Source organism: Mesorhizobium sp. M2D.F.Ca.ET.226.01.1.1, assembly GCF_004022705.2.
Classification (GTDB): Bacteria; Pseudomonadota; Alphaproteobacteria; order Rhizobiales; family Rhizobiaceae; genus Mesorhizobium.
Genome location: NZ_RZOY02000001.1, coordinates 130,956 through 153,367 on the forward strand (window position 1 = coordinate 130,956; position 22,412 = coordinate 153,367).

A 22,412-nucleotide genomic window follows, 5' to 3' on the forward strand; every position below is an offset into this window, starting at 1 on the left:
CTGCCAAGGATGTAGGTCAGGGCAGATGACGGGCTGATGGCGAGCGCGGCTTCCAACGCCGCGAACGCAGAGGCGCGATCATGCGCATCCATTCCGATGGAAAAGCCGGCCCATGTGAGTGCCAGCGCATCATCCTGTCCGTAGACGATGGCCGACCGCGCGTAGCGGATCGAAGACGCGCGGTTGATCTCCTGCAGGCCGGCGCGAAGGAACAGGCAGTGATGGCACATCGCGGCGTTGCCATGCGCCAGCGCATAGGTAGGTTCGAGTGCGATCGCACGCTCGAGAAGGACCAGCGCTCTGGTCACTTGCTCCGGCATGCCTGAATCGACATCAGGCTGGGCTTGCAGCACGAGATCGTAGGCATCGAGGCTATCGGGGCGTTTGCGCCTGACACGTTCGATTTCGGCCTTCCGGACGCTTGGCGCAATCGCGCCCACTGCTGCCAGAGCTATCTCGTCCTGAAGCGCGAAGATGTCGTCGGAGCTGCGGTCATAGCGCTCGGCCCAGATATGGGTGCCGGTCGAAGCATCGATCAACTGCGCGGTAACCCGCACGCTGTGGCCGGCCTTGCGCACACTGCCTTCGAGCACATAGCGAACGCCAAGCTCGCGGCCGACCTGCTTCACGTCGACGGCGCGACCCTTGTAGGAGAAGGTCGAGTTTCGCGCGATGACGAACAGCCATTTGATGCGTGCCAGGCCTGTGATGATGTCGTCCACCATCCCATCGGCGAAGTACTCCTGCTGCGGATCGCCGCTCAAGTTCGAGAACGGCAGGACCGCGACGGACGGCTTCTCGGGCAAGCTTGGGGCCGACCCGGCGCGGACGGCGGCCGAGGCGTCGGGAACGTTCGTGGCTACAGCCGGTCCGACGTAGCGATAGCCGCGGCGCGGCAATGTTTCGATCCAGTCGGCGACATTGGCGGCGTCGGCCAGTGTCCGGCGCAAGGCTGCGATCTGAACCGTCAGATTATTATCGGCAATCGCAGATCCGCCCCAGCCGGCGTCGATCAGCGCGTCTTTGGACACGGGTTGGCCAGCGTTCTGGATCAGCAGTTGCAGCAGCGCGACGGCGCGCTGCCCGAGCATAGTCGGCTCATCTTCGCAAAAAAGAATGCCAACCTCCGGATCGAGGCGAAACGGGCCAAAGCGGTAGACGTCGCCCCTGGCTGTCATTGGAACCTTTTAGCAAATTTTTGGGAACGGATTCACGACTTTCCGGCGTAGGGGGCCGATGCTGCACAAACACGTTCCAAAAAGAACAACCCCGTCACAGGAGGATCATATGAGCGCTCATGTTGTCATCCGCATGCCCGACGAGAAGACGGGCGTCATGCTCCGTGGCCACCCCATGGCTTTCCTCGTTACCGATGAAAATACCAGGCATACGAGCATGTTCGACTGGACGATCCCGCCGGAGTTCGCCACCGGGCGGCATGTTCACCGCGTGCAGGAGGAGACCTTCTACGTGCTCGAGGGAGAGTGTGAATGGCACGTCGGCGACAGGACGATCCGGGCAACGCCTGGAACCTTCCTGTTCATCCCGCCGGGAGTGCCGCACAACATCACGAATGTCAGCGAGAGGCCTGCGCGCGTGCTCATGACAGTCTCGCCGCCCGGACACGAGCATTATTTCGAAGAGCTGGCCGAACTAGCCGCGCGGGGAGCGCCGGACCCAAAAGCGCTCGCCGATCTGCGTAACCGCTATGACACGGACCAGCTGTCGACGCTGACGACGCGTGCGTGAAAGGGGTAAGCGAAATCACCTTGGGACCGCGATCGTCGCGCTGCTCACCGACGATGTCAGGTTTCAGGACGTCCGCGGCTTGGTCGCTACGGCCGCGATTGGGTGCAAGCTGCCATGTCGTATTTGGGGCCGAAGAACGAACCCGCTACGCGGGATGGGCGCCTAGGGTTGAGGTAGAGATCACGAGCCGGACGTCGCGCCCGCATTGAGGGTAGTTCGGCAGCGGCAGAGCATCACGGGCTTCTTCAACAAGGAGCCCGACCATGCCCTATCCTGTTCTTGATGCACCTATCAGTCCACTTCGTCAGCGGCTGATCGACGACATGAACATGCGACGTTTCTCACAGGAGACGCAGCGCAACTATCTGCGCGACATCGGACGCCTGGCGACGTTCCTCGGCCGGTCGCCGGACACAGCGACAACCGACGACCTGCGCCGGTTCCAGATCGAGCAGCAGGACGACGGCGTGCCGGTTCCGACGGTGAACAGCATCGTGTCGGCGCTGCGCTTCTTCTTCACACATACGGTCGATCGTCCCGATCTGGCGCGCAAGCTCGTTCGTCTGGCGCAGGCGCAAAGCTGCCGTTCAGAACGATGGGGGCTGCGCCGATTCACGTTGTATCCAAGCGCAGGCGCCAGAAGGTCCATGCTTCCTAGCCTACTCAAGATCCGATCTCCTGTCCCACTTTGTGCATGAGCATCCGCAACTCGGGTTGAGCCGAGACCCGGAAAGTTCGAAAAGCTTCCAAGAACCCTACCCAAACTGGAGTCGTTCGACAAAGCTGTCGGCTTTGTGCCTGTACCGGCGATTTACGATGATTTTCAGCGCTCTCGGTACGTTGGCCACGGGCGCGGCGGCAACGGGTTTGGCAGCTTCTGGAGCGGATCCTGTCAGCACTTTGGATCAACTGCGACGGTGCGCGCGGCTTCCGAGCTTGGCAATCTCGAGGTCGGCAAGCGCGCCGTCTTCTTAGTGCGTAGGTCAGATGTATCTGAAAACCTTGGGCTTGATCCGGCGCTGGAGTTCGCGGTCATCGCCGACGCTGGCACCATCGACTCCGTGTTCGTTGACGGCAAGTGAGTTCTAAGGCGTGGCGAGGTGCTGAAGGCCGACAGGCCCGCCGTGATCGCTCGCGCCCGTCAGTCAGTCCGAGGCCTTGCGGCCCGCCTTCACCTTGCCTGATCGGCTTCAGGCGCGAAGGCCTGTCCTGGATGCAAGCGCACGCGCCGAGCGATGCGCTGCGGCAATGACCGCATCTTCATCCAGAGCGACGACCTTACCGTGATCGACGACCTGACGACCGCCCACGTACACCGCTTTCACGGTGTGGCGGCCGCCGATCACTCCCAGCTCAAGGCCCGGATCGAAGCCGAAATTCACAGAAGCGCTCGGATACCGCACCACGAAGTCGGCCCGCTTGCCGACCTCGAGACTGCCCAGCTCTCCGTCGGCGCCGATCGTCGCCGCGGCGCCAAGCGTGCGCATCCGCAGAATCTCACGCGGCATTGCCGGCCGTCCAGAGGCAGCGGCAGCCGAGGCGGCTAGAGTTCCAAGGACATCGAAGTCGGCGACACGAGGAATGTCGCTTGCGATCCCGACCTTTACGCCGGCCCGATGCAGCTCCGCCATACGTGCCTGGGCCCCCTCCTTGCCAAGCATTTGCAGCTGGCCCCACGGACACCAGACGACGCGCACGCCAACTTTGCCGAGAAGCGGAATCTCGTCTTCCCGCACCAGGTTCATATGAATGAAGGTGACATGAGAATCCAGCAACCCGCGTTTCTCGAACCACCTCAGCAGTGGCTGCCCAAGCGCCTTCTCGCGTTTCAGCTGAAAGGCCGGAAGATATCCAAGATGCTCTTGAAATCGTACTGCGCGATCGCGGGCAAGGCCCAGGGCGGCTTTGTAGAGGTCGGGTGAATCGGTCGCCTCCCCGTAGAGTCCGACGAAAGCTTTCACCAGGCTGTCCGGGTTGCGGTTGCGAAACAGCTGGCCCCCAAGTCTCTTCAGCGCTTCGTCGGTATTTCGGGGCCAGCGGGCGAGAAAGTTCTCGCTGACCAGTTCGGGCAAATCAGCGGCCAGCGCCTCACCGCCATCGGCGACGTAAGGATCAGTGAGCCAGATGCGGATACCGGCTTCATCAGCAACGACGGCGACTGCGTCAGGCTCAAAGACAGTTCCAGGATCGACAAAGCCGGTATAGCCGCATTGCAGATAGTCGAGAGCAGCCAAACGGGCGCTTGCATACTCATCTTCTGGGGTCAACTCGCCTTTCCAATGCCCCATGGTAATGGGTTTCCCGTCCATCAAGGGCAGAACGCTGCGCGCCGTGTACTGGGAGACATGGACATGGGCGTCGATGAACCCTGGATGGACCGCGCCTCCTGCCGCATCGAACAACTGGTCTGAGGCATAGCTGGCGAAAATCTTCTCTTGCCGGTCAAGCGCGACGATGCGTCCGTTTCGGACGGCAAGCGCCCCGTTCCGAACAACGCGATCATCGGCGTCCACCGTGAGGATTGTGGCATTGTGGACGATGAGATCACAGCGTTGCGGCTCATTCGAGCCGGCTGGCACCCCTGAGGCGTTCGTTGCAAAGGGCATGGTAATCATCTGAATTTTGTGGCTTGCTCGACAAGCGCTGAAGGATTCATGGGGGCGTGAATTCGCCTCCATTGATGTCGAGCACCGCGCCGTTCAGGAAGTCGGCGTCCGGCGCGACCAGGAAAGCAACTGCACGGGCGATGTCCTCTGCTCGACCGAGCCTGCCGATGGGAATGCGTGTAAGGGCCTCCTTGTTGACGAGCGAATCCGTAGGACCCGTCATGTCCGTCACGATGCGACCGGGCGTGATCGTGTTGGCGGTGATGCCGAACGGGGAATATTCGCTGACGATTGATCGAGCGAGACCGGCGAGCCCGCTCTTGGATGCGGTATAGGCAGCACCGGCTATCCTTGGCATCGTACGACCGGCGAGCGAACCGATGAAGACGATGCGTCCGTATCGGCGCTTGGCCATCGCCGGCAGAACGCATTGGCAGCAAACCAGCGCACCGGTCAGATTGATCCCCAAGACTTCATTCCAGTCGGCAAGGTCGATTTCAGCAATCGGGATTCGGCCGCCATTGCGTTTGGGCGAGTAGCCGGCATTGCAGACAAGGACGGATGGAGTCGGCCAATGGGCGGCGAGGTCGCCGAAGAACCGTCGCACTGCCTCTGGGTCTCGCAGGTCGACCACCGCCGACCTTATTCGCTCTATCCCGTAGGAGGCGGACAGCGCGCGAGCGGCAGCCTGAACCCGTTCCGGCTGATGACTGAAGAAGGCGACACGATAACCTGCCCGCAAGAGCGCGTCGGCAGTTGCAAGGCCGATACCGCTCGAGGCGCCAGTGATCACCGCAACCGGTATCTCTTCGCCAAGTTCCGCCATCAGACAGCCTCCGCAAAAGCAGGAGACGGCTCAGCCGCATCAAGCGTCCCGTCATACAAAGATAGAGGCGGATGGGCATCGGGATCGGTAATGATCTCGATCAAGCACGGTTCGTCGGCAGCAAGGGCCGTCTGCAGCGCTGGCAGGACCTCTTCCTGGTTCTCGACCCGGACGGCGCTGCAGCCGCAAGCCCTGGCAAGCGCCGAATGGTCGACGGGCGCAAAATGGCAAGCACTGGTGTAGCGGCCAAACTTCACCGTCTCAGCATCTTTTTGGTAGCCGAGCACGCCGTTGTTCAGGACGATCACCTTAACGGCGATGCCCACGCGCATCATTGTTTCGAGTTCGGCCCAGGAGTGGGCAAAACCGCCATCGCCGACGAGGGCGACAACAGGAGCATCAGGATTGGCCAATTTGGCGCCAATGGCCATAGGTAGCCCCCAGCCAAGACCAGCGAGACCGCGCGGCGTGAGGAAACGCTGGCCGACGGCAAGGGCCCTTAGTTGACCGGCCACCCACATGGAGGAGTAGCTGGCATCGGCAACCACCGTCATGGTCGGCGTGAGGCAGTGCTGCAGATCGATCATCACTCGCTCGGGTCGAAGCGAGCTCGGATGGCGCGCCAAAATCCGTCCGCGCTCCGACTCGAACGCTGCCTGCATCCCGGCAATCTTTCGCTCCAATTGATTGCGTCCCGCCAAGCGCCGCGACAGGTCACAAAGGCTGAGCGTGTCGGTGAGAGCGGTGAGCGTTTCGGCTGCATCACCGACAAGGCGGAGCGCCTCATAGTTGCGACCAATTTCCGCAGGATCGACATCGACATGAATGAGGCGCGCTGACTTCGGAATGGAGCGCCAGCTGTCAGTCCCGTTTTGATTTGTCCGCGTCCCGATAAGGAGGATAACATCAGCCTGTAGGAGAAGGCCCCTCGAGTGCCGCCCGATCGATCCCGGACCAGTAAGTGGACCGAGGACGCCAAGGGAAAGCGGGTGCGTTTCGTTCACCGCGCCTTTGCCCATGGGAGTCGTCATCACCGGCAAGTGCGCGACTTCCTGCAAGCGAGCAAGCGCCTGCGGCGCGCCGGTTGTCAGGGCCCCGCCCCCGGCCATGACGACCGGCTGGCGTGCCTGTGCCAGCAATCGGGCGGCAGCAGAAATCGCCTCGTCGCTCGGTCGCGATCTGTCAATCGGCCAAGCGCCGAGCGTCGCGGTGCGCGGATGTCCGGATTCGACGGCCACCTCCCGCAACAGATCCGCCGGCAGCAACAGCACCGCGGGGCCAGGTCTGCCGCTTCCAGCCGCGGTAAAGGCCGCGTCGACGTAATCATCCACGCGATCCGCGGTGATGAGACGCCTGACCCACTTGGCGCAAGGCTGGAACAGGGCGATATGGTCAAGCTCCTGGAAGGCATTGCGATCGAAATTGGGCCGCTCCACTTCCTGGACAAGCGCCACGATCGGCACACTGGCCTTCAGCGCTTCGGCGAGCGGGGCGACCAGCAATGTTGCAGCCGGGCCATTCTGGGCGGCAACGACCGAGATACGGCCCGACCGCCGCGCATATCCGTCAGCCATGGCGCCGCCCATATTTTCCTGGCGATAGGCGATCTGTCGAATGCCGATCGCCTCGCATGCGAGAACGACGGCTGAGGGAAGGCTTTGTGCAAAAATGAGCTCGACGCCGTGGCGCTTTAATGCAAGGGCGATACGCTCGGCGACGGTTTCGCGGGATGCCGACATCACGCAATCTCCTCGAGGAGGGCGGAATTTTCAGAAAGGAATGCTTCAAAGACGCCGGAGATCGTCTCGATTTCCGCCTCCCCCATGGTCGTCGAAAGACAGGCCGCTGCGCCAAGTGGAAGAACGATGCCGTTTCCCGCCAAAAAGCGGGACATCTCTTTCATGACTTTGGTTTCGGCCGGGTTCCAATGCGCTTCCCGGAACTCGCGTGGACGCGTTGGCTTCGGGTGGATGCGGAAGAGCGAAGCCGCCCCGGTAATGCTAAGCGGCGCATTTGCACGTGCGATAATGTCCTCCAAGCGGTTCCGCAGTTGGTTACCCAGCCGTTCAAGCCGGGCAAAGGCGATTTCATCGAGGGCCTTCATTGCGGCCTGGCCTGCCACCATGGAGATCGGATTCGCCGAAAACGTCCCGCCTTGCGGAAGCAATGGCCGGCCGCGGCTGCCGTCGAACACGCTCATGATTTCGCCCAGACCTCCGACCGCTCCAATCGGAAAACCGCCTCCAATAATCTTGCCCAACGCAAACAGGTGCGGCTGGAGACCGTAGCGTGCCGAGGCGCCGTGATAATCCTGACGAAAATTGAGGACCTCGTCGCTGATGACGAGAATCCCATGCTCGCGGGCCGTTTCCTGGAGAGCGGCAACGAATTCCGGTTCGGGGGCGATGAGCCCGGCCCGGCTCGGCATCGGATCGATAACCACGGCCGCGATTTCGCTACCGCGCCGGTTCAGTAATTCGCGCGTTCCAGCCGCATCGTTGAACCGCAGCACCACCACATCATTCAGCACCGCAGCCGGCATGCCGCGGTAATAGGGTGTCGCCGCCGGGCTGTCCGGGAGGCCCCAGTCTTCGGGGACGCTTGCCTGAGCCACTTCCACCCAATCATAAGCTCCATGATAGGCGCCTTCGATCTTGGCGATGCGAGATCGTCCGGTGAACGCGCGGGCCGCCTTGATCGCGAACATGACGGCTTCAGTGCCTGTATTGACGAAGCGGATCCGCTCCAGCCGAGGCACGCGGGCGCATAGGACGGAAGCGAGCTCGACTTCCGCCTCCGTTGGGTTGGCAAAGCAGGTGCCGCTCCTCATCTGGCTTTCGACGGCCGCGCGCACCGGTTCGAAAGCGTGCCCATGAATGAGCGTGGTGAAATTCAAGTTGAGATCGAGGAAGCGCCTTCCGTCGACGTCGGTCAGATAGGCTCCCTCTGCGCGCGCGATGTAGCGAGGAACGGGGTCGCGTTCGACGGTGATGCGTGTCGTTCCGTCAGGGAAGACGGCATGAGCGCGCTCAAACAATGCCTGCGAATGCTGCCCCGGCGGAAAAGCCGCCGCTTGGGACGTCTGCAAACTGGCCGGAACAGGGATCACACTCCACCTCCATGGTCGAACGTCAAAGGACGCGTCTGACATGGCGGGAGGAAAATCAGATTTTGAAATTTGATGCAACAAAAAAATTAGGCATTCGACTCTCCATGCTGCTCTCCTACAGCAGCAAGTTGCGAGGACAGGCGACGATAGCCGCCGCGTATGTCGTTTTCGATCGCCGCTCGCACTGCCGCGGGATCGCGGTCTTGCAATCCACGCAGGGCCCACAAATGGTTGGAAACGCCGGTGCGCGACTGCGCGAACTCCGGATAGAGGCCGTTGAACGCCGGCCCCATGCGGAGCCACAATGATTCAATGATGGTTACGAGCCGACGCATGCCGGAGCGGCGATAGATCAGGAAGTGAAAATCCTTATTGGCATCAAGCACATCCGTATATCGCGCCTCGTCCAGACCGCGATTGATCCGTTCCTGTAGAGTTTCCAATTCATGGATGTCGGACTCGGTCATGTGGTTTGTGGCCTGCTCGGCCGCCAAGCCCTCCAGGGAAAGGCGAATTGCGGTGAGCTCATCGAGGTCCGGAAGGCTCAGATAAGGCACGATGACGGTTTTGGGCCCGGCATTGATCAGCCCCCCCTCCCCGATCAGCCGTGTGATTGCATCGCGGGCCGGCGTGGTGCTGACCTCGAGGACTTGGGCGACCGACCGAAGGGTAAGCTTCGTGCCTGGCTGCAGCGCTCCTCGAATGAGCGAGTCTTTCAAGGTCGCGTAGGCGCTCTCGCCTAGGCTGCTGTGCCGCCCAATCGGCGCAATATCGCCCGGAAGCGCTTCTTTGCCTTTTTTTGGCGCAGCAAACATCGGTTCCCACCCGTATCCTCATGAATGCGATGCCGGGAGTTGAGAAGCTTCTCCGGCCCGATTCGCTAAGAAAATGCAGCCAAACCCTAGTCTTGGGACATAACTAGCGCCAGAGGGTCCCAAAGCGTCTCGACGGCTTGACAGAATTATGAACGGTTTGTTACACCAAATTTCATATTTTAAAAAGCGTGTTCGGTGGCTGCAACCGGGAGGATAGACAAGTGGGAAAATCGCGGATCGAGGCGGCGGCAATAAGCAGGCGCAGAGCGCTTGGCATGGCCGCTCAAGCGGCGGCCGCCGCAGGCGTTGGCTTGACCTTGCCCCAGTTCGTCATGGCGGCCCCCTTGGATGAACTCGTCGAGCGCGCACGCCAGGCGGGGGAGAGACATGTTGTGGTGGCGGGCGGCACCGGCGCCTACGGGGATCTTGTCAAGAGGCACTTCTATCTCCCGTTTACCGAAGCCACGGGCATAGAGGTCGTCCCGACCGGCGGTGGCTATGGCGAGAAGCTCGCCAAGCTGAAGGCCATGACATCTGTTGGAAAGGTTGAATGGGACGTCATCACCCTTTCGATCGACTCGCTGACCCCCGACGTCACGAGCCTGCTTCGTGATCTTGGTGATTGCGCCGGCTTGCCGGACGTGGCCAGCCAGGGTGTCGACGGTTCATGTCTGCGCGAGGGCGTGATGTTTGATATAGGAGGCGGCGTTCTTGCCTTCGACAAACGCAGCTTTCCCGAAGGCCAGGCACAGCCGGCCGGCTGGGCGGATTTTTGGAACGTGAAGGCCTTCCCTGGGCCGAGGGCGCTACCCAACATCGGCAATCCGTGGTGGGCATTAATTGCGGCGCTCGAGGCGGATGGCGTGAGCCGAGACGCATTGTTCCCGCTCGACATCGATCGCGCGTTTCGCAAGCTGGACGAGATCAAGCCGCATGTGACGGTATGGTGGAAGAGCGGCGACCAGAGCCAGCAGATCTTTCGCACGCGTGAAGTGGTGATGGCCATGCTGTTTTCGGGCCGCGCCTTCCGGCTGCGCGGTGAGGGAATCCCACTCGGCATCAGCTGGAACGGTGCGCCGCTGGATGCAGCATTTTGGGCCGTGACCAGAGCGGCTCAGCATCCAAACGCCGCACTTGCGCTGCTCGATTTCATCTACACGCGCCCGAAGGCGCATGCCGAATTCGCGGCGGAGTCTTTCGGCTCGACGGCTCAGCGCGGAGCCCTCGATTTCTTGCCGGCCGATGCCAAGGCCTCAAGTGTGCTGCAGCCCGCCAACTGGTCAAACATCGTTCGTGTCGACCGCGAATGGCTTGCCGCAAACCGGGAGAAGGTTTTGCAGCGCTGGAGCATGTGGATCGCGAGCTGAACTGATTTCCGAACGCCAGGGCTGCCAAAGCCATCAGGCTTGGCGATCCTGAAATGTTGTCCCTCAACTTTCGATTTTTTTGGAGGTAGCCGAGCAGTGGATGGAGCAAGTGTTTCGGTTCGGGGGCTCGGCAAGCGTTACGGCGCGGTTCGCGCCGTGAAGGAGGTGGGCATCGAAGTTCGTTCCGGCGAGTTCCTCTCGCTGCTGGGACCCTCAGGGTCCGGCAAGACGACACTCCTTATGATGATTGCCGGCTTCGAGTTGCCAAGTGAGGGCGCTATCCGGATTGGCGATCGCGACGTGACTTATGTTGCTCCGAACCGACGCAACATAGGGATGGTGTTTCAGCGATACGCGCTTTTTCCCCACATGACGGTCGCGGACAACATCGCCTTTCCGCTGCGTATGCGCAAAGTTGCGAAAGCTGAAATTAGGCGTCGGGTCGCCGATGCCCTCGCGCTGGTGCAACTCCAAGACTTTGGCAAACGTTTGCCAAGCGAGCTGTCGGGCGGGCAACAACAGCGCGTTGCGGTGGCGCGCGCTTTGGTGTTCGAGCCGCCCGTCCTTCTCATGGACGAGCCATTGGGCGCGCTCGACAAGAAGCTGCGTGAGCAGATGCAAATCGAGATAAAGCGCCTGCAACAGCGGTTGGGCGTGACCGTCATTTATGTGACTCACGACCAGGAGGAGGCGCTCACCATGTCGGACCGTATCGCCGTGATGCGCAACGGCTCGCTGGAGCAGATCGGTTCACCGACCGAGCTCTATGACAATCCTGCCACGCCATTTGTCGCCGATTTCGTAGGCAAGACAAACTTCCTGGAAGCTGTCTGTCAAAGCTGCAACGGAACCGGTCTCGAATTCGGCCTTGGCCAAAGCGGCTTCATTCACCTGAAAGAATGCCCACCCAATCTGCCCTCCCCGCCCCGGCCTGGCGACAAAATGCGTGTGGCCGTGCGACCGGAGCAGATACGAATCTTCCGTCCAGAAGACAGCGATAGCCCGCCTCTCAACGGCGTCATTGAAGCCGTGATCTTTGTCGGCTCGTTCCGGACCTTCCTGGTGCGCCTTGCCGGAGGCGAGCTCGTCCATGTTCAGGCCAGCACGGATCATGGCATTGCGCACCCGCAAGAAGGCGATCGCGTCGGCCTGACCATACCAAGTCAGGCAGTGCAGTTCTTTCCGGAGCGGAGGCCGTGACGATGCGCGCCAAACCCTTGGCAGGGAGTCCTTTTGGGGGCCGCCCAACTTCGGCGCGGGAATATGGGCCGGGTCTGTCGCTGCTTCTCGTCGCACCGCTCGTCCTGCTTCTCGTCGGGGGCTTTCTCTATCCGGTCGGAAAGCTCTTCTGGGGCAGTATCTTCGTACCGGAAGCGACGTTCGCGAATTACGGGCGCATCCTGCAGGAGCCGCTATTCCTGCTCGTTTTGTGGCGCACATTCGAGATCGCCTTCGTCGTTACCGCTCTCGCCTTGCTGCTCGGCTACCCGGTCGCTTTGGCGATGGCACGCGTCTCTGGGCGCACGGCAATACTGATTGCCGCCTGCGTGCTCGTCCCCTTGTGGACGAGCGTCCTTGTCCGCTCCTATGCCTGGATTGTGCTCCTTCAGCGCAACGGTGTCGTCAACAACGCGCTGATCGAGACAGGGCTGACAGAGACGCCGTTGCGTCTTCTCTATACACAAGGCGCGGTGATCGCGGCGATGACGCAGGTTCTGCTGCCCTTCATGATTTTGCCGATATATTCGGTGGTCCGCAACATCCCCGATGACCTTGTAAGAGCGGCGCGCAATCTCGGCGCCGGGAGCCTCCAGGCCTTCTTTCGCGTCACGGTGCCGCTCAGCCTTCCCGGCGTGACGGCAGGGGTGCTCATCACCTTCATTCTGTCGCTTGGGTTCTACATCACGCCGGCGCTCGTCGGCGGACCAGGCACTCTCATGATGTCGACCTTGATCGGTCAGCAGACGACGGAACTCCTTGACTGGCCATTCGCAGGAGCGCTTGCCGCGGTTCTGCTCGCCGCCACGCTTTTGCTGGTCATTTTTTTCCGGCGCGCGCTCGCGCTTAACAAGGGGTTCAAACTTGGCTAACGCTGACCTGGTTCTTGCTGAACGAGCCGTTCGAGAAAAAGGCCATATCGCCAGCAATACGGCGGCACTTCTTGCCGCGGTGCCGATCGGGTTGATCCTGTTTTTCCTTCTGCTGCCGACGCTCATCGTCATCCCGATGTCTGTCGGCACCTCACCCTACATTGAGTTCCCGCCCCGGGGGCTCACATTCAAGTGGTACGAGGCGTATTTCAGCGACCCGGATTGGATGGCCGCAACCTGGTTCAGCCTTCGTATCGCTGTTGCGACGACGTTCACGGCCACGGTCATCGGCACGCTTGCCGCTGTTGCCTTGGTCCGGGGTCGGCTGCCTGCCAAAGAGTACCTGCAGGCGCTGACGCTGGCTCCGCTGATCGTCCCCCATATCGTCATCGCCGTCTCGCTCTATCTTTTCTTTGCCCCCCTTGGCCTGGTGGGCAACTTCTACGGGTTCGTCATTGCCCACTCGATGCTGGCGGTGCCCTACGTGGTGATCACGGTAAGTGCCGCTCTGCAGCGCTTTGATCCGAACCTCGAGCTTGCGGCACTCAATTGCGGCGCCACGCGAGTGCAGGCTTTCTTCCATATCGTGCTGCCGAACATCCTGCCCGGCGTTGCCGCCGGCGCGGTGTTCGCTTTCCTCGCCTCGTTCGATGAGGCGACCGTCGCCTTCTTCATCTCCGGCATCGAGGGCAAGACGATCACGCGTAAAATGTTCGAGGACATCGACTTCAATCTGACGCCGGTGATCGCCGCCGTTTCGACTGTCCTGACGCTGGTATCGCTGGTGCTCATGAGCACAATCGAGATTGCGCGGCGGCGGAGCGACCATGGCCGGCGGGAATGAAGCTTGGGTCCTGGCTAGCGCCACGCGCCAACAAAGGGAGAAATCTTGTGCATGGAGCAATGCCATCAGGCGGAGCCGAACCTCGGCGCCGGCCCGACGAAAAGCCGTCGTCCCGCAGACGCATCCTCGTTGGGCGCCTCTTTCATGAGTCTCACAGTTTCAGCCCACAGATCACTTCGGGTGAGGCGTTCGAAATCAAGCGGGGTGAGGAGTTGCTCGCTAACGCGCGACAGTCCGGGACGACCCTAGGCGGCATGGTCAATCGGGCGACAGCTTTTGGCTATGAGGTGGTGCCGACCGTCTCGGCCGTAGCTACACCTGGTGGCTTGGTGGACCATGACTTTTATGTTCAGCTGCGGGACGCTCTGGTCGCTCTGACTCGCCAAGAGCGGTACGACGCCATCGCGCTCGAATTGCACGGCGCAATGGCCACGACTGAGCTCCCGGATGCGGACGGCGATCTTCTTGTACGCCTGCGCCAGGCTGTTGGGCCGGATGTCCCCATTGGCATCGGCCTTGACCTGCATGCCCATGTTACGCCGGCCATGCTTCGTTCGGTCGATATCTGCATCGCATGTAAGGAGAACCCGCATTCCGACGTGATTTTATGCGGTGAGCGGGTAGTTGAATGCCTGGCGGCAGTGCTGGACGGAACGCTCGACCCGGTCCTCACCATGGCCAAGGTGCCCATGATTTTGCCCGGAGCCGCCGAGACCGGTAGCGGCCCTCTTGCCGAACTTCATGCCCGTTCGCGGGTGCTCGCCTCGGCGCATCCGGAAATCTGGGACGTCTCCCTGTTCAATGTCTATCCCTACGCTGATGACCGGGGCATGGGACAAGCAGTGGTCGTGCTGACGCATGGCCTCAGCCGTCTTGCGCAAACAGCGGCAACGGAGCTCGCCCAGCTTTTCTGGGCATGGCGTGAGCGCTTCCAGGACGACCTTCTGACTATCGATCAAGCGTTCGAGCTCATCGCTCGCGAGCCCAATCGGCGCCCGTACATCCTCGCCGACATGGGAGACAGGGTTCTGGCGGGAGCGCCCGGCGACAGCACAGCCATCATCGAACACGCGCTGGCCCGCGCCGACTGCTTGCGTGGCGCGATCCCGGTCACCGATCCCGATAGCGTCCAAGCGGCGGCAATGGCCGGCATAGGAGCTCAGGTTACACTTGCCATCGGTGGAGGCCTGACGCCGGGATTCCATCCTCTCACGGTTTCCGGCGTGGTTGCCGCGATAAGCGATGGTCGCTTTGTGATCGATGGACCGTTCGGTGCAGGCGAAGAAACGTCGCTCGGCGGCACCGCGGTGCTTGTGGTCGATGACCGGCTGAGCATCCTGCTGACGAGCAAGCCAGGCTTCACGCACGATCCGGCAGCTTTTGCTAGCCAAGGCATCGATGTCGGGAGCCAGGATTTCGTAGTCGTGAAATCCGGGTATCACTACAAGCTAAATTTCGCGGGGATCGGAACACCCGTTAGCGTTGCAACGCCAGGGATTGGCTACTACACGCCGGGACTACTGCAGTGGAGGAGAGGACGATTCTGGCCAGAGCACGATGTCCATCAGCCTGAAATCAGGGCTTATGTGAATGCCAAATCCGCCAAGACGCCGGCTGATTGAACGATCGAGGCAAGGGCGTCAGCCGACCACGGCTTCCTTCAACCGCCGCAGGTGGCCACGGCAGATTTCTTCGACCAACCTCTGCAATTCCGCAGTGCGCTCACCGAGCCAACCAAGCGCCTCTTCGCTGATGTCGTAATGCTTTGAGTATCGTGCTTTGACATAGGCCTCGTTCAACGTATTGAACCATGCGCGGTACCGCTGCTGGTCGCGGGGCCACACTTCGGCGAGTCGCCGGTCCTGATCTTCCGCCAAAGCACTCAGGAATGACAGCTTGTGCGAGGGCGGACTGTAATTGGTCAGGACGAGCAGCAGCGTCGCATAACCATGCTCAAGGGCTTGATGCAAAAGGAATGCGGCCTCCTTCCACATTCTACCCTCAAGGGCAGTGGCAAACAGTTTGTGGAAATTGCGAGCCCCCGGAAATCTGTTCTCGAAGTGCTCTCTGGCAGTTTCGTATGCTTCCTTGGGAGTGAGCGGCCGGGGTTCGGCCAACGGCTCCTCGTCAAGCTCATAAAGCACGATACCATCGCGACGGATGTCAGTGAAGAAGTACTGCCCTTCGCGCAGCGCCGTATTCACCTCACGGCGCGAATGCACGATGAAGTTTGTCGGCGTTTCCACAGTCTGGTCGCGAATAAGGCGGTCCTTTGCCTTGTACCAGTAAGCGAAATCGGCGAGCTTGCGATTGTTGACGACTATCAGCAGGTCGTAGTCCGATCGGTAGCCTTTCATAGTATGCGGCTCGTCGACCCAGTCTCCACGTGCGTAGGAGCCGAACAAGATCATCTTGAGGATCCGGCCCTTCTTCTTGAATTCGGTCGTGCCATCTGCAATGGCGTCGTCGAATTCTTCATGGATGAGTTCCATGATCCGGGCAAGCTCGCGCTGCTTTTTCTCCGGTAGATGATCAATGCTGGTCTTCATCATCGGTAGGCGTTGCAATCCGGATCAAACGTAACAAAAGGTCGGCTGCATGGGTCCTGCCATCGCTAGGCAGTCAAGGGAAGGCTGCCAACGGATGCGGTGCCGAGTTTCGCGCCTCGACAATGTCTGCTTGGTTTTGTCGCGCAATTTTTCCCATTGCAATAGCAAGAATTTCCCAAGATCGGACATCTAGGCTACTCGGAAACTACGCTGCCTCGTTCACTCGGCAGGTGAGCGAAGCAAAGTTTCGGCGACCAAGAATCACCGTAGGATCTAGGCGAGGCGAATGGTCTGGACCTCAAGGCCCTTCTTGCCTTGCCCGCATTCAACAAGAACCTTTTGCCCTTCCTCAAGTCCGCCTAGCCCCGAGCGGGCCAGCGCGGTCGCATGAACAAAAATGTCCCTGCCGCCATCAGAGGGTGCGATGAAGCCAAACCCTTTATCGGGATTGTACCACTTCACCACTCCCTCGCTTGTCGGCCCCGAGCCACTTCCGGAGGGCGCCCCGGCGCGCCCGCTATGGACAGAAGGCTTGGAGAAGACGTCGCCAACCTCCAGCACCTGCGCGACCTGCCGTCCTCTTGGAGTTTCTTCGATCATAATTTTCAGGCGAGTCCCATCGGAGACATTTCCGCTTCCAGCGGCCTCCAGAACTCGTATGTGCAGATAGGCCTCAGCACCGTCAGGGAGCTTGACGAAGCCGAAGCCCTTGTTGGCGTTGAACCACACCACCTCGGCGCTCGTAGGATCAGCAGCTACCACCGGCCGACGTTGAAAATAGCTAGGTTCCGACGTTCGATCGGAAGATCGACCGTCTTCCCTATAATCTCGACGCCGCCCTTGATGGTCTCTATATTTGCTCATGGTCTTTCGATTGATCCGCTGCGTACGCCGAGCCGGCCGTCAATATCACTGCCTAGGACACACTGCTTGAGTCAAACTGCAATTCCCGCATTTCTACAAAATCGGCAACATACCGACCGTCCCAAGTCGAAACTATCTGGAGTGCAACCCCGGAAACACGATGTCCTGGTCGACGAGAATGTTGAATTTGTAACCCGGCCGGATTTCGAGCGTCGGCTGCACGTCCATGTTGCGCTGAATGGTCCGATCGGCGACACGCCCGAAAGTTTCCGCAAAATTCCGCCGCGCCGCGTCTGACGCTGTGTCCTGGGTCGCGAGCGTCGAACTTTCCGGAACGGCCATGTCTATTCCGGTCCCGATCACCGCGATCAAGATTGCCGATCCGAAGGTCTGCAGCCATTTACGATCGACCTTGTCACGGAACCCGCCATAGCCCTGCGCATCAGTGCCGGCCATACCCCCGATCTGGAGCGTCGACCCATTTGGAAAGATGATGTCGCTCCAGACCACGAGAACGCGGCTCTGCCCAAACGATATCTTGCTGTCATAGCGGCCAAACAGCTTTGTGCCTTGCGGTATGAGTAAATAGTGCCCCGTGGCGCTGTCATAGACGTTCCGGGAAACCTGTGCGGTGATGCGGCCAGGCAGATCCGAGTTGATGCCGGTGATGAGGGTTGCCGGGATGACGGAACCACGCTTCAGTTCGTAAGGCGATTGCTGCGGCACCACCTGGTTTGGAAGATATCCGAGTTCCTTCAGGTCAGTGTTGAAGAAGTCCTCCTTGCCCCGCTGGCCGTTCGCATCGACGTTTTCTCCGCCCCCAAGTCCGACGCGCAAGGCCGCCGCATAGAGGTCGGACGCCGACCCGGGCGTCGATGTATTGAAAGCCTGCGGTCCGGCACCTTCAGCGACTGGCGAGCCGGGATAGCCGTCCCGTCCCAGCTTGGTTTTATTGATGGAGATCGGTGCATCATAGGCTGCGTCATTGGCCTGCAGCCGCGCCATCCGCTGGCGATGGCGTTCGCGCAGATACTGCTCCCGCTGTTCGCGCTCCAGACGGGCACGCCAGATTCCTTCGGGTTCCAGTTCCTGCATCTTCGTGGGTTCCTCCTGGCGCAATGGTTGAGCCGAGACGAGGTCGGTTCCCGGCTCGATCGGCTTGTTTTCGACAGGCGTGGGTTGGAACGTGGTTTGCTGCGGTTCCCCGATGATGCCATCCGAAATCCCGCGCTTGATCTGGTCGGCGAAAGTGGAGGCCGAATTGCCGGACGTTTCGCCAATGCCGGGGTCTTTACGGAAAAACGACCCGCGTGACGCTAGCCCGTAAATAATCACGGCAAGGAAGACGACCACCAGCACGACGACGACAATGACCGGCAGCCGGTTGAGCCGTCTCATGCCGGAGTCCCGTTCGGCCTCTGGCGTGCCGCCGAGTTTGAGAGATTGAGCCATGGCTGAGCCTCCCTAACTGCGCTTCATGACCGAGAGTGCGCTGGCGGGCTCCGCGCCACCGGGCGTCACTTTGTAGGCTCGGCCGAGCTCAACCTTGTCCGTCGACAGGCGCGCGAGAACCTGGCCGTCATAGGGCACGATCTGATAGGCGAGCGGGACGGTTCGCGCCCCCTTGTCGGTTTTCTGATCGGTGACGACTGCGTGGCCCCAGCCGCGCAGGGCAGCTTCAAGCGCCTGTCCGAAGGGTGAGTTGTCCTGTTTGAGCAAGACGGTTGCTTTTCCCGGCCCGACCTGTTCGGCAAGCCTGCTCACCATCTCGCCGGCGATTGCGTTCGCGGCCGGTCCAGAGATCTCGGCCGGAGCATCGCTTACACCAAGGCCATCTGTCGCGGCCGTCTGACATCCGGAAAGCAGGAGGGCGAAGATCGCAAAGGATGCGAGGTTGCGGAGTGGGGAAGCTGCCATCACCGCCCTCCCCTTCGGATCGTCACCTTTTCCTGACGCCAGCCGACGCCGGAGACGAGAACCGCGCGGTCGACATGATAGTCGACCACCATCATGTCGCCCTTCATTCTGTAGTTGACGATCCTGTTCTGCCCGCCCGAGATCACGAAGAGAACCGGCGCGTCCTGTCCGGAGATTGAGCGCGGGAACTGGATGTAGGTCTTTTGCCCGTCCGAATAGACCCGGGTGGGCCGCCAGCCGGCGTTGCCCGACATAGAATAGGAGAAGTTGAGCTGTTCGGCCGGCACGCCGGCACCGGGGATCGTGCTTGCCTCGATGCGCGCATTGATGTCGGCGAGTTTTTCCGACACGTCGTCCGGATACTCGAAGCCGACTCGAGCCATGTACTCGGTCTGGTGCGATTTGAGCTGGAAGTGATAGGTCCGCCGCGAGGTCGTCACCACCATCGATGTCACCAGGCCCGGCTCGGAAGGCTTGACGACCAGATGGATGGACTGGCCGCCGGCAGCGCCCGACGTCGCCGGCTCAACCTTCCAGCGAACGGTGTCGCCGACGAGGACGTCACGCACGACCTCGCCCTGCTCAAGCTCGATGTCGCAAACCTGGAGCGGTGAGCAGACCACGGATGGCTGGACCTCGCCGTAGAGGAAGATGACCTTTCCGTCGGCGCCCTTGGTCACGAGCCCGCGGCTGCCGCGCCACTGGCCCGAGATCCCGATGCCTTTCGCCTCATTGGCCGAGACGCCATCGGCAAAAGACGCGGTCGGGATCGAAGATGCGGCGGTGAACAGGGACATGAACACCGAGATGGGCACGGCTCTGTATTTGACGGTCGGGGAGATCATAGCCAGGAGGGACCTTTCAAAGCTGCGCGGTCCAGTCGAAATCGCTGAGATAAAGTCCGATCGGATTGAGGCGGATCACGCCCTCATCCTGAGGCGGCGTCAGCGCCACGGTGGCGATGCCGCGAAACCGGCGCACGGCCGTCTCTCGGCCGCGGCGGTCGCGCTCGAACTCGGTCCAATCGATCTGATAACTCTGGTTCGAGAGTGCGACGACATTGTTTACCTCCACCGCGATCGTGGCGTTCTTGGCCTTTTCGAACGGGGAGTTCGAGCGGAACCAGGCGTTGACTTTCTCCGTAGCCGGGTCGGAGGTGCGGAGCAGCGCATAGGTGCGGTCGATGTACTGCTTTTGCACGACCGCATCCGGCGTCACCGATCGGAAGTTTGAGACGAAGCCGCCGAGCGTGGCTCGCACAACCCGCGGGTCCGCATATTCGATCTGTTGCGGAAAGCCCGCGTTGACGGCGGTGCCGAGCTTGTCGACCTCGACGATGTAAGGGACCAGCTTGACCTGCGTGCTCTGGTAGATCGAGTAGCCAAAGCCCAAGACGGCCATCGCCATGCCGGTGATGCCGACGATGCGCCAGGCCGAAGCGGCCTTCACATATGAGCCATAGCGTTCGTTCCACTCGTTGCGCGCAGCAAGATAGGGATTGTCGGGCGGGGTGCGTCCGGCCATGCTTCACCAGTTCTCGGTTACTTGTTCTCGTTGAGGGGCGGAGGCGTCGGAAGCTTCGCCGACATGCCGGGGCTATGCGCGTGATCGAGCTTGGCGTTGGCGAGGCCGAGAAGCGAGCCGGCATAGGCGCCCGGCGAAGCGATAGCCTTTTCCTTGGCTGCGGATCCTGCCGCCCATCCGGCGTTTCTGATCCCTGAGGCCATGCCACGGAGCGCGGCACCCGCCATAGACGAGCCCCCCGCCCTCGCCGCACTTGCCGCTTGAGCGCCGGTCCTCGCAGCGCTTGCGCCAAGAAAGGCACCGCCGGCGGCGAAGGTCGCTGTCTGCCCGCCGTGGCGGATCGCTTCCATGCCACCCGAGACTGATGCGCCCTGGACAACGCCCTGGATGATGTTTGGTACGTAGATAGCGATGATGAAGATCACAACGGCTATGCCGGCGATCGCAAGCGCCGTTTGAAATTGGTTTCCGACTTCGGGCTCGTTTGCTAATCCGATCAGGACTTCCGATCCGATGCGAGAAATCATGACGAGTGCCATGAGTTTCATGCCGACAGAGAACGCATAGACGAGGTAACGGACGGCAAAATCCTTGGTGTAGGAGGACCCTCCGAGGCCGAGCATGATCATGCCGGCAAGCAGGCCGAGATACATTTCCACCATGACTGAGACGAAGATTGCCGCGACAAGGGAAAAGCAGATGACGACGACGACCATGGCGAATGCCGCCGAGATCGCGAGCGCATTGTCGTCGAAGAGCCCGAACTGAATTTTCTCTGACATCTTCGTAGCGACGGCGAGACCGGCATTGAAGACGTCCGCGGGCGAGGCGGTGCCGCCGCCGGCACCAATCTGGAACAGGCTGTCCACGACCGCTTTGGCGAAGGTGGGGCCTTTCGCCAATACGAAGGCGAAGAAACCAACGAACATGATCCTCCGGATAAGCTCGGCAAACCAGCCGTCGAGAGAGGCGGCCTGAAGGGCAAGCCAGACAGCCGCAATGCCGATCTCGATGGAGGCAAGAATCCAGAACAGCGATTTGGCCGCATCCATGACGGTGGTCTCCCACCCTTTCGCGGCCGTGGTGATTTGGTTCTGCAAAGAGCTCAGCACCGACCCCTCCTGTGCGAGTGCCGGTTCTGCTGCCATCACAGCGATGGCGACAAACAGCATTGTTGTCCGCAAGGCGCGGCGTTGTTTCGGGTCGAGGGGGTTCACCATTCCACCTTCATCTTCTCGCCGCGCGAAGTGGGATATTCCTTCGCGGAGCCGAAGAACTTCGCTCTGTTGCCCTGAGCGGTCTCTTCCTTGGAGATGAGGAACCATATGCTGGCACTGCAGAGCGTGACCGCGATTGCGATCAGGGTCAGTTTGGTTTTCACCACTCCACCTTCATCCTTTCGCCGCCGGAGGTGGAAGGAGCGGTCGAGTTGAAGAATTTTTCGCGACGGGCCTGGGCGAGATCCTTCTGCGCCTGCTCGGATTGGTACCAGGCGCCCATCATGGTCATCTGTTGCGAGACGAGACCGCGCAGTTTCTGGAGTTGCGCGACTTCCTGCGCCGCGATCTGATGCCCGACCTGCAACGCCTTCATCTGGCCGTCGGCGCTCTCGGACATTGAGCGAAGGGAAGCCATGGTCGACTCCTCGCTGGAAAACTGCTCGGCCGTCAGGTTCGCTGCCTTCAGCGTGCCGCCGATCGTGTCGCGATTGGTGTCGGACCAGCTTTGATAGGTGGATGAGAAGGCCTCTCCGTTTGGCAGGTTGGTTTTCATATCGGCGAAGCTCTGGAAGCGCTGCTTCAGTACGTCGTCGATATTGCCCATTGAGAAGGCGACGCCGTTCCCCTGCGCAACGATGCCCTGCAGGCGGTTGAGGTCGTTTTCGACCTGACCCCAAATGTGATTGGGCAACTGCGCCGTGTTCTGGAGCATGTTCTGATAGATGTTCAGCTGATTTTGGATCTGCTCGGCGAGCTGAGCGATCTGCTTGACCTGGTTTTCGACCTGCACACCCGAGCTCTCGAGGAGCTTGACCAGTTCGGCGTTGTTGGCGAGCTGCGTCCATTCGGTTGCCTGTCCGGTTACGCCGCCGGCGAGAGCCAAATGAGGAGCGGCGAAGGACAGCATTGACACGGCGATGACGGCGCCGCGC

General features: G+C 60.9%; 23 protein-coding genes. 8 read left to right on the top strand and 15 right to left on the bottom strand.

Features of this window, described 5'->3' with window-relative positions; translation table 11 throughout:
* A partial coding sequence (locus tag EN869_RS00670) for a winged helix-turn-helix domain-containing protein (protein ID WP_135884157.1) occupies positions 1-1,178 on the bottom strand: 1,178 nt, incomplete at its 3' end.
* Between the two features lie 109 nt (positions 1,179-1,287).
* Here EN869_RS00670 and EN869_RS00675 point away from each other — a divergent pair.
* The 3 genes from EN869_RS00675 (at position 1,288) to EN869_RS34230 (ending at position 2,831) form a co-directional block, all read left to right on the top strand.
* Positions 1,288-1,749 (top strand): cupin domain-containing protein, encoded by a 462-nt coding sequence (locus EN869_RS00675; protein WP_127228102.1) that lies wholly within the window; start codon positions 1,288-1,290, stop codon positions 1,747-1,749.
* 263 nt (positions 1,750-2,012) lie between these two features.
* Positions 2,013-2,447, top strand: coding sequence for a site-specific integrase (locus tag EN869_RS00680; protein ID WP_245489486.1), 435 nt, complete (start codon positions 2,013-2,015; stop codon positions 2,445-2,447).
* 219 nt (positions 2,448-2,666) lie between these two features.
* Complete coding sequence (locus EN869_RS34230; protein WP_167506960.1) at positions 2,667-2,831, top strand: hypothetical protein; 165 nt, start codon at positions 2,667-2,669, stop codon at positions 2,829-2,831.
* 108 nt (positions 2,832-2,939) lie between these two features.
* On the opposite strand, the gene EN869_RS00685 is transcribed toward EN869_RS34230, so the two are convergent.
* The 5 genes from EN869_RS00685 to EN869_RS00705 form a co-directional block, all read right to left on the bottom strand.
* Positions 2,940-4,364: an amidohydrolase family protein gene (locus tag EN869_RS00685; RefSeq protein ID WP_150852440.1), complete on the bottom strand. Its 1,425-nt coding sequence runs from the start codon at positions 4,362-4,364 to the stop codon at positions 2,940-2,942.
* A 37-nt stretch (positions 4,365-4,401) separates the two neighbouring features.
* Entirely contained in the window at positions 4,402-5,181 is a 780-nt protein-coding gene (gene fabG / locus EN869_RS00690; RefSeq protein ID WP_127228100.1) for a 3-oxoacyl-ACP reductase FabG, read from the bottom strand.
* Complete coding sequence (locus tag EN869_RS00695) at positions 5,181-6,920, bottom strand: acetolactate synthase catalytic subunit (protein ID WP_127228099.1); 1,740 nt, start codon at positions 6,918-6,920, stop codon at positions 5,181-5,183. Before EN869_RS00695 ends, fabG begins: the two co-directional genes overlap by 1 nt.
* Positions 6,920-8,287 (bottom strand): aspartate aminotransferase family protein, encoded by a 1,368-nt coding sequence (locus EN869_RS00700; protein WP_245489517.1) that lies wholly within the window; start codon positions 8,285-8,287, stop codon positions 6,920-6,922. The genes EN869_RS00695 and EN869_RS00700 overlap by 1 nt, the downstream gene beginning before the upstream one ends.
* Before the next feature lie 89 nt (positions 8,288-8,376).
* Positions 8,377-9,105 (bottom strand): GntR family transcriptional regulator, encoded by a 729-nt coding sequence (locus tag EN869_RS00705; protein ID WP_127228097.1) that lies wholly within the window; start codon positions 9,103-9,105, stop codon positions 8,377-8,379.
* Positions 9,106-9,326: 221 nt separating this feature from the next.
* On the opposite strand from EN869_RS00705, the gene EN869_RS00710 reads away from it, so the two are divergent.
* From EN869_RS00710 to EN869_RS00730, 5 genes are all read left to right on the top strand, one after another.
* The gene (locus EN869_RS00710; protein WP_245489487.1) at positions 9,327-10,472 is read left to right on the top strand and encodes an extracellular solute-binding protein; all 1,146 of its coding nucleotides are present in this window, start codon (positions 9,327-9,329) and stop codon (positions 10,470-10,472) included.
* 96 nt (positions 10,473-10,568) lie between these two features.
* Positions 10,569-11,672: an ABC transporter ATP-binding protein gene (locus tag EN869_RS00715; protein ID WP_127228096.1), complete on the top strand. Its 1,104-nt coding sequence runs from the start codon at positions 10,569-10,571 to the stop codon at positions 11,670-11,672.
* A gap of 2 nt (positions 11,673-11,674) precedes the next feature.
* Positions 11,675-12,562 carry an ABC transporter permease gene (locus EN869_RS00720; RefSeq protein WP_127228138.1) on the top strand — a complete coding sequence of 296 codons (888 nt, stop codon included), beginning with the start codon at positions 11,675-11,677 and terminating at the stop codon, positions 12,560-12,562.
* Positions 12,563-12,608: 46 nt separating this feature from the next.
* A complete protein-coding gene (locus EN869_RS00725) occupies positions 12,609-13,406 on the top strand; it encodes an ABC transporter permease (protein ID WP_245489518.1) in 798 nt (265 codons plus the stop codon).
* A 59-nt stretch (positions 13,407-13,465) separates the two neighbouring features.
* Complete coding sequence (locus EN869_RS00730) at positions 13,466-15,028, top strand: M81 family metallopeptidase (RefSeq protein ID WP_189464749.1); 1,563 nt, start codon at positions 13,466-13,468, stop codon at positions 15,026-15,028.
* A gap of 18 nt (positions 15,029-15,046) precedes the next feature.
* Here the strand turns inward: EN869_RS00730 and EN869_RS00735 are convergent, their stop codons facing one another.
* From EN869_RS00735 to trbJ, 9 genes are all read right to left on the bottom strand, one after another.
* Positions 15,047-15,955, bottom strand: coding sequence for a nucleotidyltransferase and HEPN domain-containing protein (locus EN869_RS00735; protein WP_127228136.1), 909 nt, complete (start codon positions 15,953-15,955; stop codon positions 15,047-15,049).
* A 273-nt stretch (positions 15,956-16,228) separates the two neighbouring features.
* Entirely contained in the window at positions 16,229-16,687 is a 459-nt protein-coding gene (locus tag EN869_RS35435) for a cold-shock protein (protein ID WP_281015800.1), read from the bottom strand.
* A gap of 264 nt (positions 16,688-16,951) precedes the next feature.
* Positions 16,952-18,271, bottom strand: a complete 1,320-nt coding sequence (gene trbI, locus EN869_RS00745; RefSeq protein WP_127228093.1) for an IncP-type conjugal transfer protein TrbI — start codon at positions 18,269-18,271, stop codon at positions 16,952-16,954.
* 12 nt (positions 18,272-18,283) lie between these two features.
* The gene (trbH, locus tag EN869_RS00750) at positions 18,284-18,736 is read right to left on the bottom strand and encodes a conjugal transfer protein TrbH (RefSeq protein WP_127228135.1); all 453 of its coding nucleotides are present in this window, start codon (positions 18,734-18,736) and stop codon (positions 18,284-18,286) included.
* A complete protein-coding gene (gene trbG / locus EN869_RS00755; RefSeq protein WP_127228134.1) occupies positions 18,736-19,533 on the bottom strand; it encodes a P-type conjugative transfer protein TrbG in 798 nt (265 codons plus the stop codon). Before trbG ends, trbH begins: the two co-directional genes overlap by 1 nt.
* Before the next feature lie 64 nt (positions 19,534-19,597).
* A complete protein-coding gene (locus EN869_RS00760) occupies positions 19,598-20,260 on the bottom strand; it encodes a conjugal transfer protein TrbF (protein WP_127228092.1) in 663 nt (220 codons plus the stop codon).
* Positions 20,261-20,277: 17 nt separating this feature from the next.
* The gene (trbL, locus tag EN869_RS00765) at positions 20,278-21,480 is read right to left on the bottom strand and encodes a P-type conjugative transfer protein TrbL (protein WP_127228091.1); all 1,203 of its coding nucleotides are present in this window, start codon (positions 21,478-21,480) and stop codon (positions 20,278-20,280) included.
* Complete coding sequence (locus tag EN869_RS00770; protein ID WP_348630838.1) at positions 21,474-21,641, bottom strand: entry exclusion protein TrbK; 168 nt, start codon at positions 21,639-21,641, stop codon at positions 21,474-21,476. Before EN869_RS00770 ends, trbL begins: the two co-directional genes overlap by 7 nt.
* On the bottom strand, positions 21,638-22,387 hold the full coding sequence (gene trbJ, locus EN869_RS00775) for a P-type conjugative transfer protein TrbJ (protein ID WP_245489488.1): 750 nt from the start codon (positions 22,385-22,387) through the stop codon (positions 21,638-21,640). Before trbJ ends, EN869_RS00770 begins: the two co-directional genes overlap by 4 nt.
* Between the last annotated feature and the right edge of the window lie 25 nt (positions 22,388-22,412).

Bases quoted from the DNA above. Each gene is read 5' to 3' on its own strand.
- EN869_RS00675 (WP_127228102.1), top strand. From the start codon at position 1,288: ATGAGCGCTCATGTTGTCATCCGCATGCCCGACGAGAAGACGGGCGTC.
- EN869_RS00680 (WP_245489486.1), top strand. From the start codon at position 2,013: ATGCCCTATCCTGTTCTTGATGCACCTATCAGTCCACTTCGTCAGCGG.
- EN869_RS00685 (WP_150852440.1), bottom strand. From the start codon at position 4,364: ATGATTACCATGCCCTTTGCAACGAACGCCTCAGGGGTGCCAGCCGGC.
- fabG (WP_127228100.1), bottom strand. From the start codon at position 5,181: ATGGCGGAACTTGGCGAAGAGATACCGGTTGCGGTGATCACTGGCGCC.
- EN869_RS00695 (WP_127228099.1), bottom strand. From the start codon at position 6,920: ATGTCGGCATCCCGCGAAACCGTCGCCGAGCGTATCGCCCTTGCATTA.
- EN869_RS00705 (WP_127228097.1), bottom strand. From the start codon at position 9,105: ATGTTTGCTGCGCCAAAAAAAGGCAAAGAAGCGCTTCCGGGCGATATT.
- EN869_RS00720 (WP_127228138.1), top strand. From the start codon at position 11,675: ATGCGCGCCAAACCCTTGGCAGGGAGTCCTTTTGGGGGCCGCCCAACT.
- EN869_RS00730 (WP_189464749.1), top strand. From the start codon at position 13,466: ATGCCATCAGGCGGAGCCGAACCTCGGCGCCGGCCCGACGAAAAGCCG.
- EN869_RS00735 (WP_127228136.1), bottom strand. From the start codon at position 15,955: ATGAAGACCAGCATTGATCATCTACCGGAGAAAAAGCAGCGCGAGCTT.
- trbI (WP_127228093.1), bottom strand. From the start codon at position 18,271: ATGGCTCAATCTCTCAAACTCGGCGGCACGCCAGAGGCCGAACGGGAC.
- trbH (WP_127228135.1), bottom strand. From the start codon at position 18,736: ATGGCAGCTTCCCCACTCCGCAACCTCGCATCCTTTGCGATCTTCGCC.
- trbG (WP_127228134.1), bottom strand. From the start codon at position 19,533: ATGTCCCTGTTCACCGCCGCATCTTCGATCCCGACCGCGTCTTTTGCC.
- EN869_RS00760 (WP_127228092.1), bottom strand. From the start codon at position 20,260: ATGGCCGGACGCACCCCGCCCGACAATCCCTATCTTGCTGCGCGCAAC.
- trbL (WP_127228091.1), bottom strand. From the start codon at position 21,480: ATGGTGAACCCCCTCGACCCGAAACAACGCCGCGCCTTGCGGACAACA.
- trbJ (WP_245489488.1), bottom strand. From the start codon at position 22,387: ATGCTGTCCTTCGCCGCTCCTCATTTGGCTCTCGCCGGCGGCGTAACC.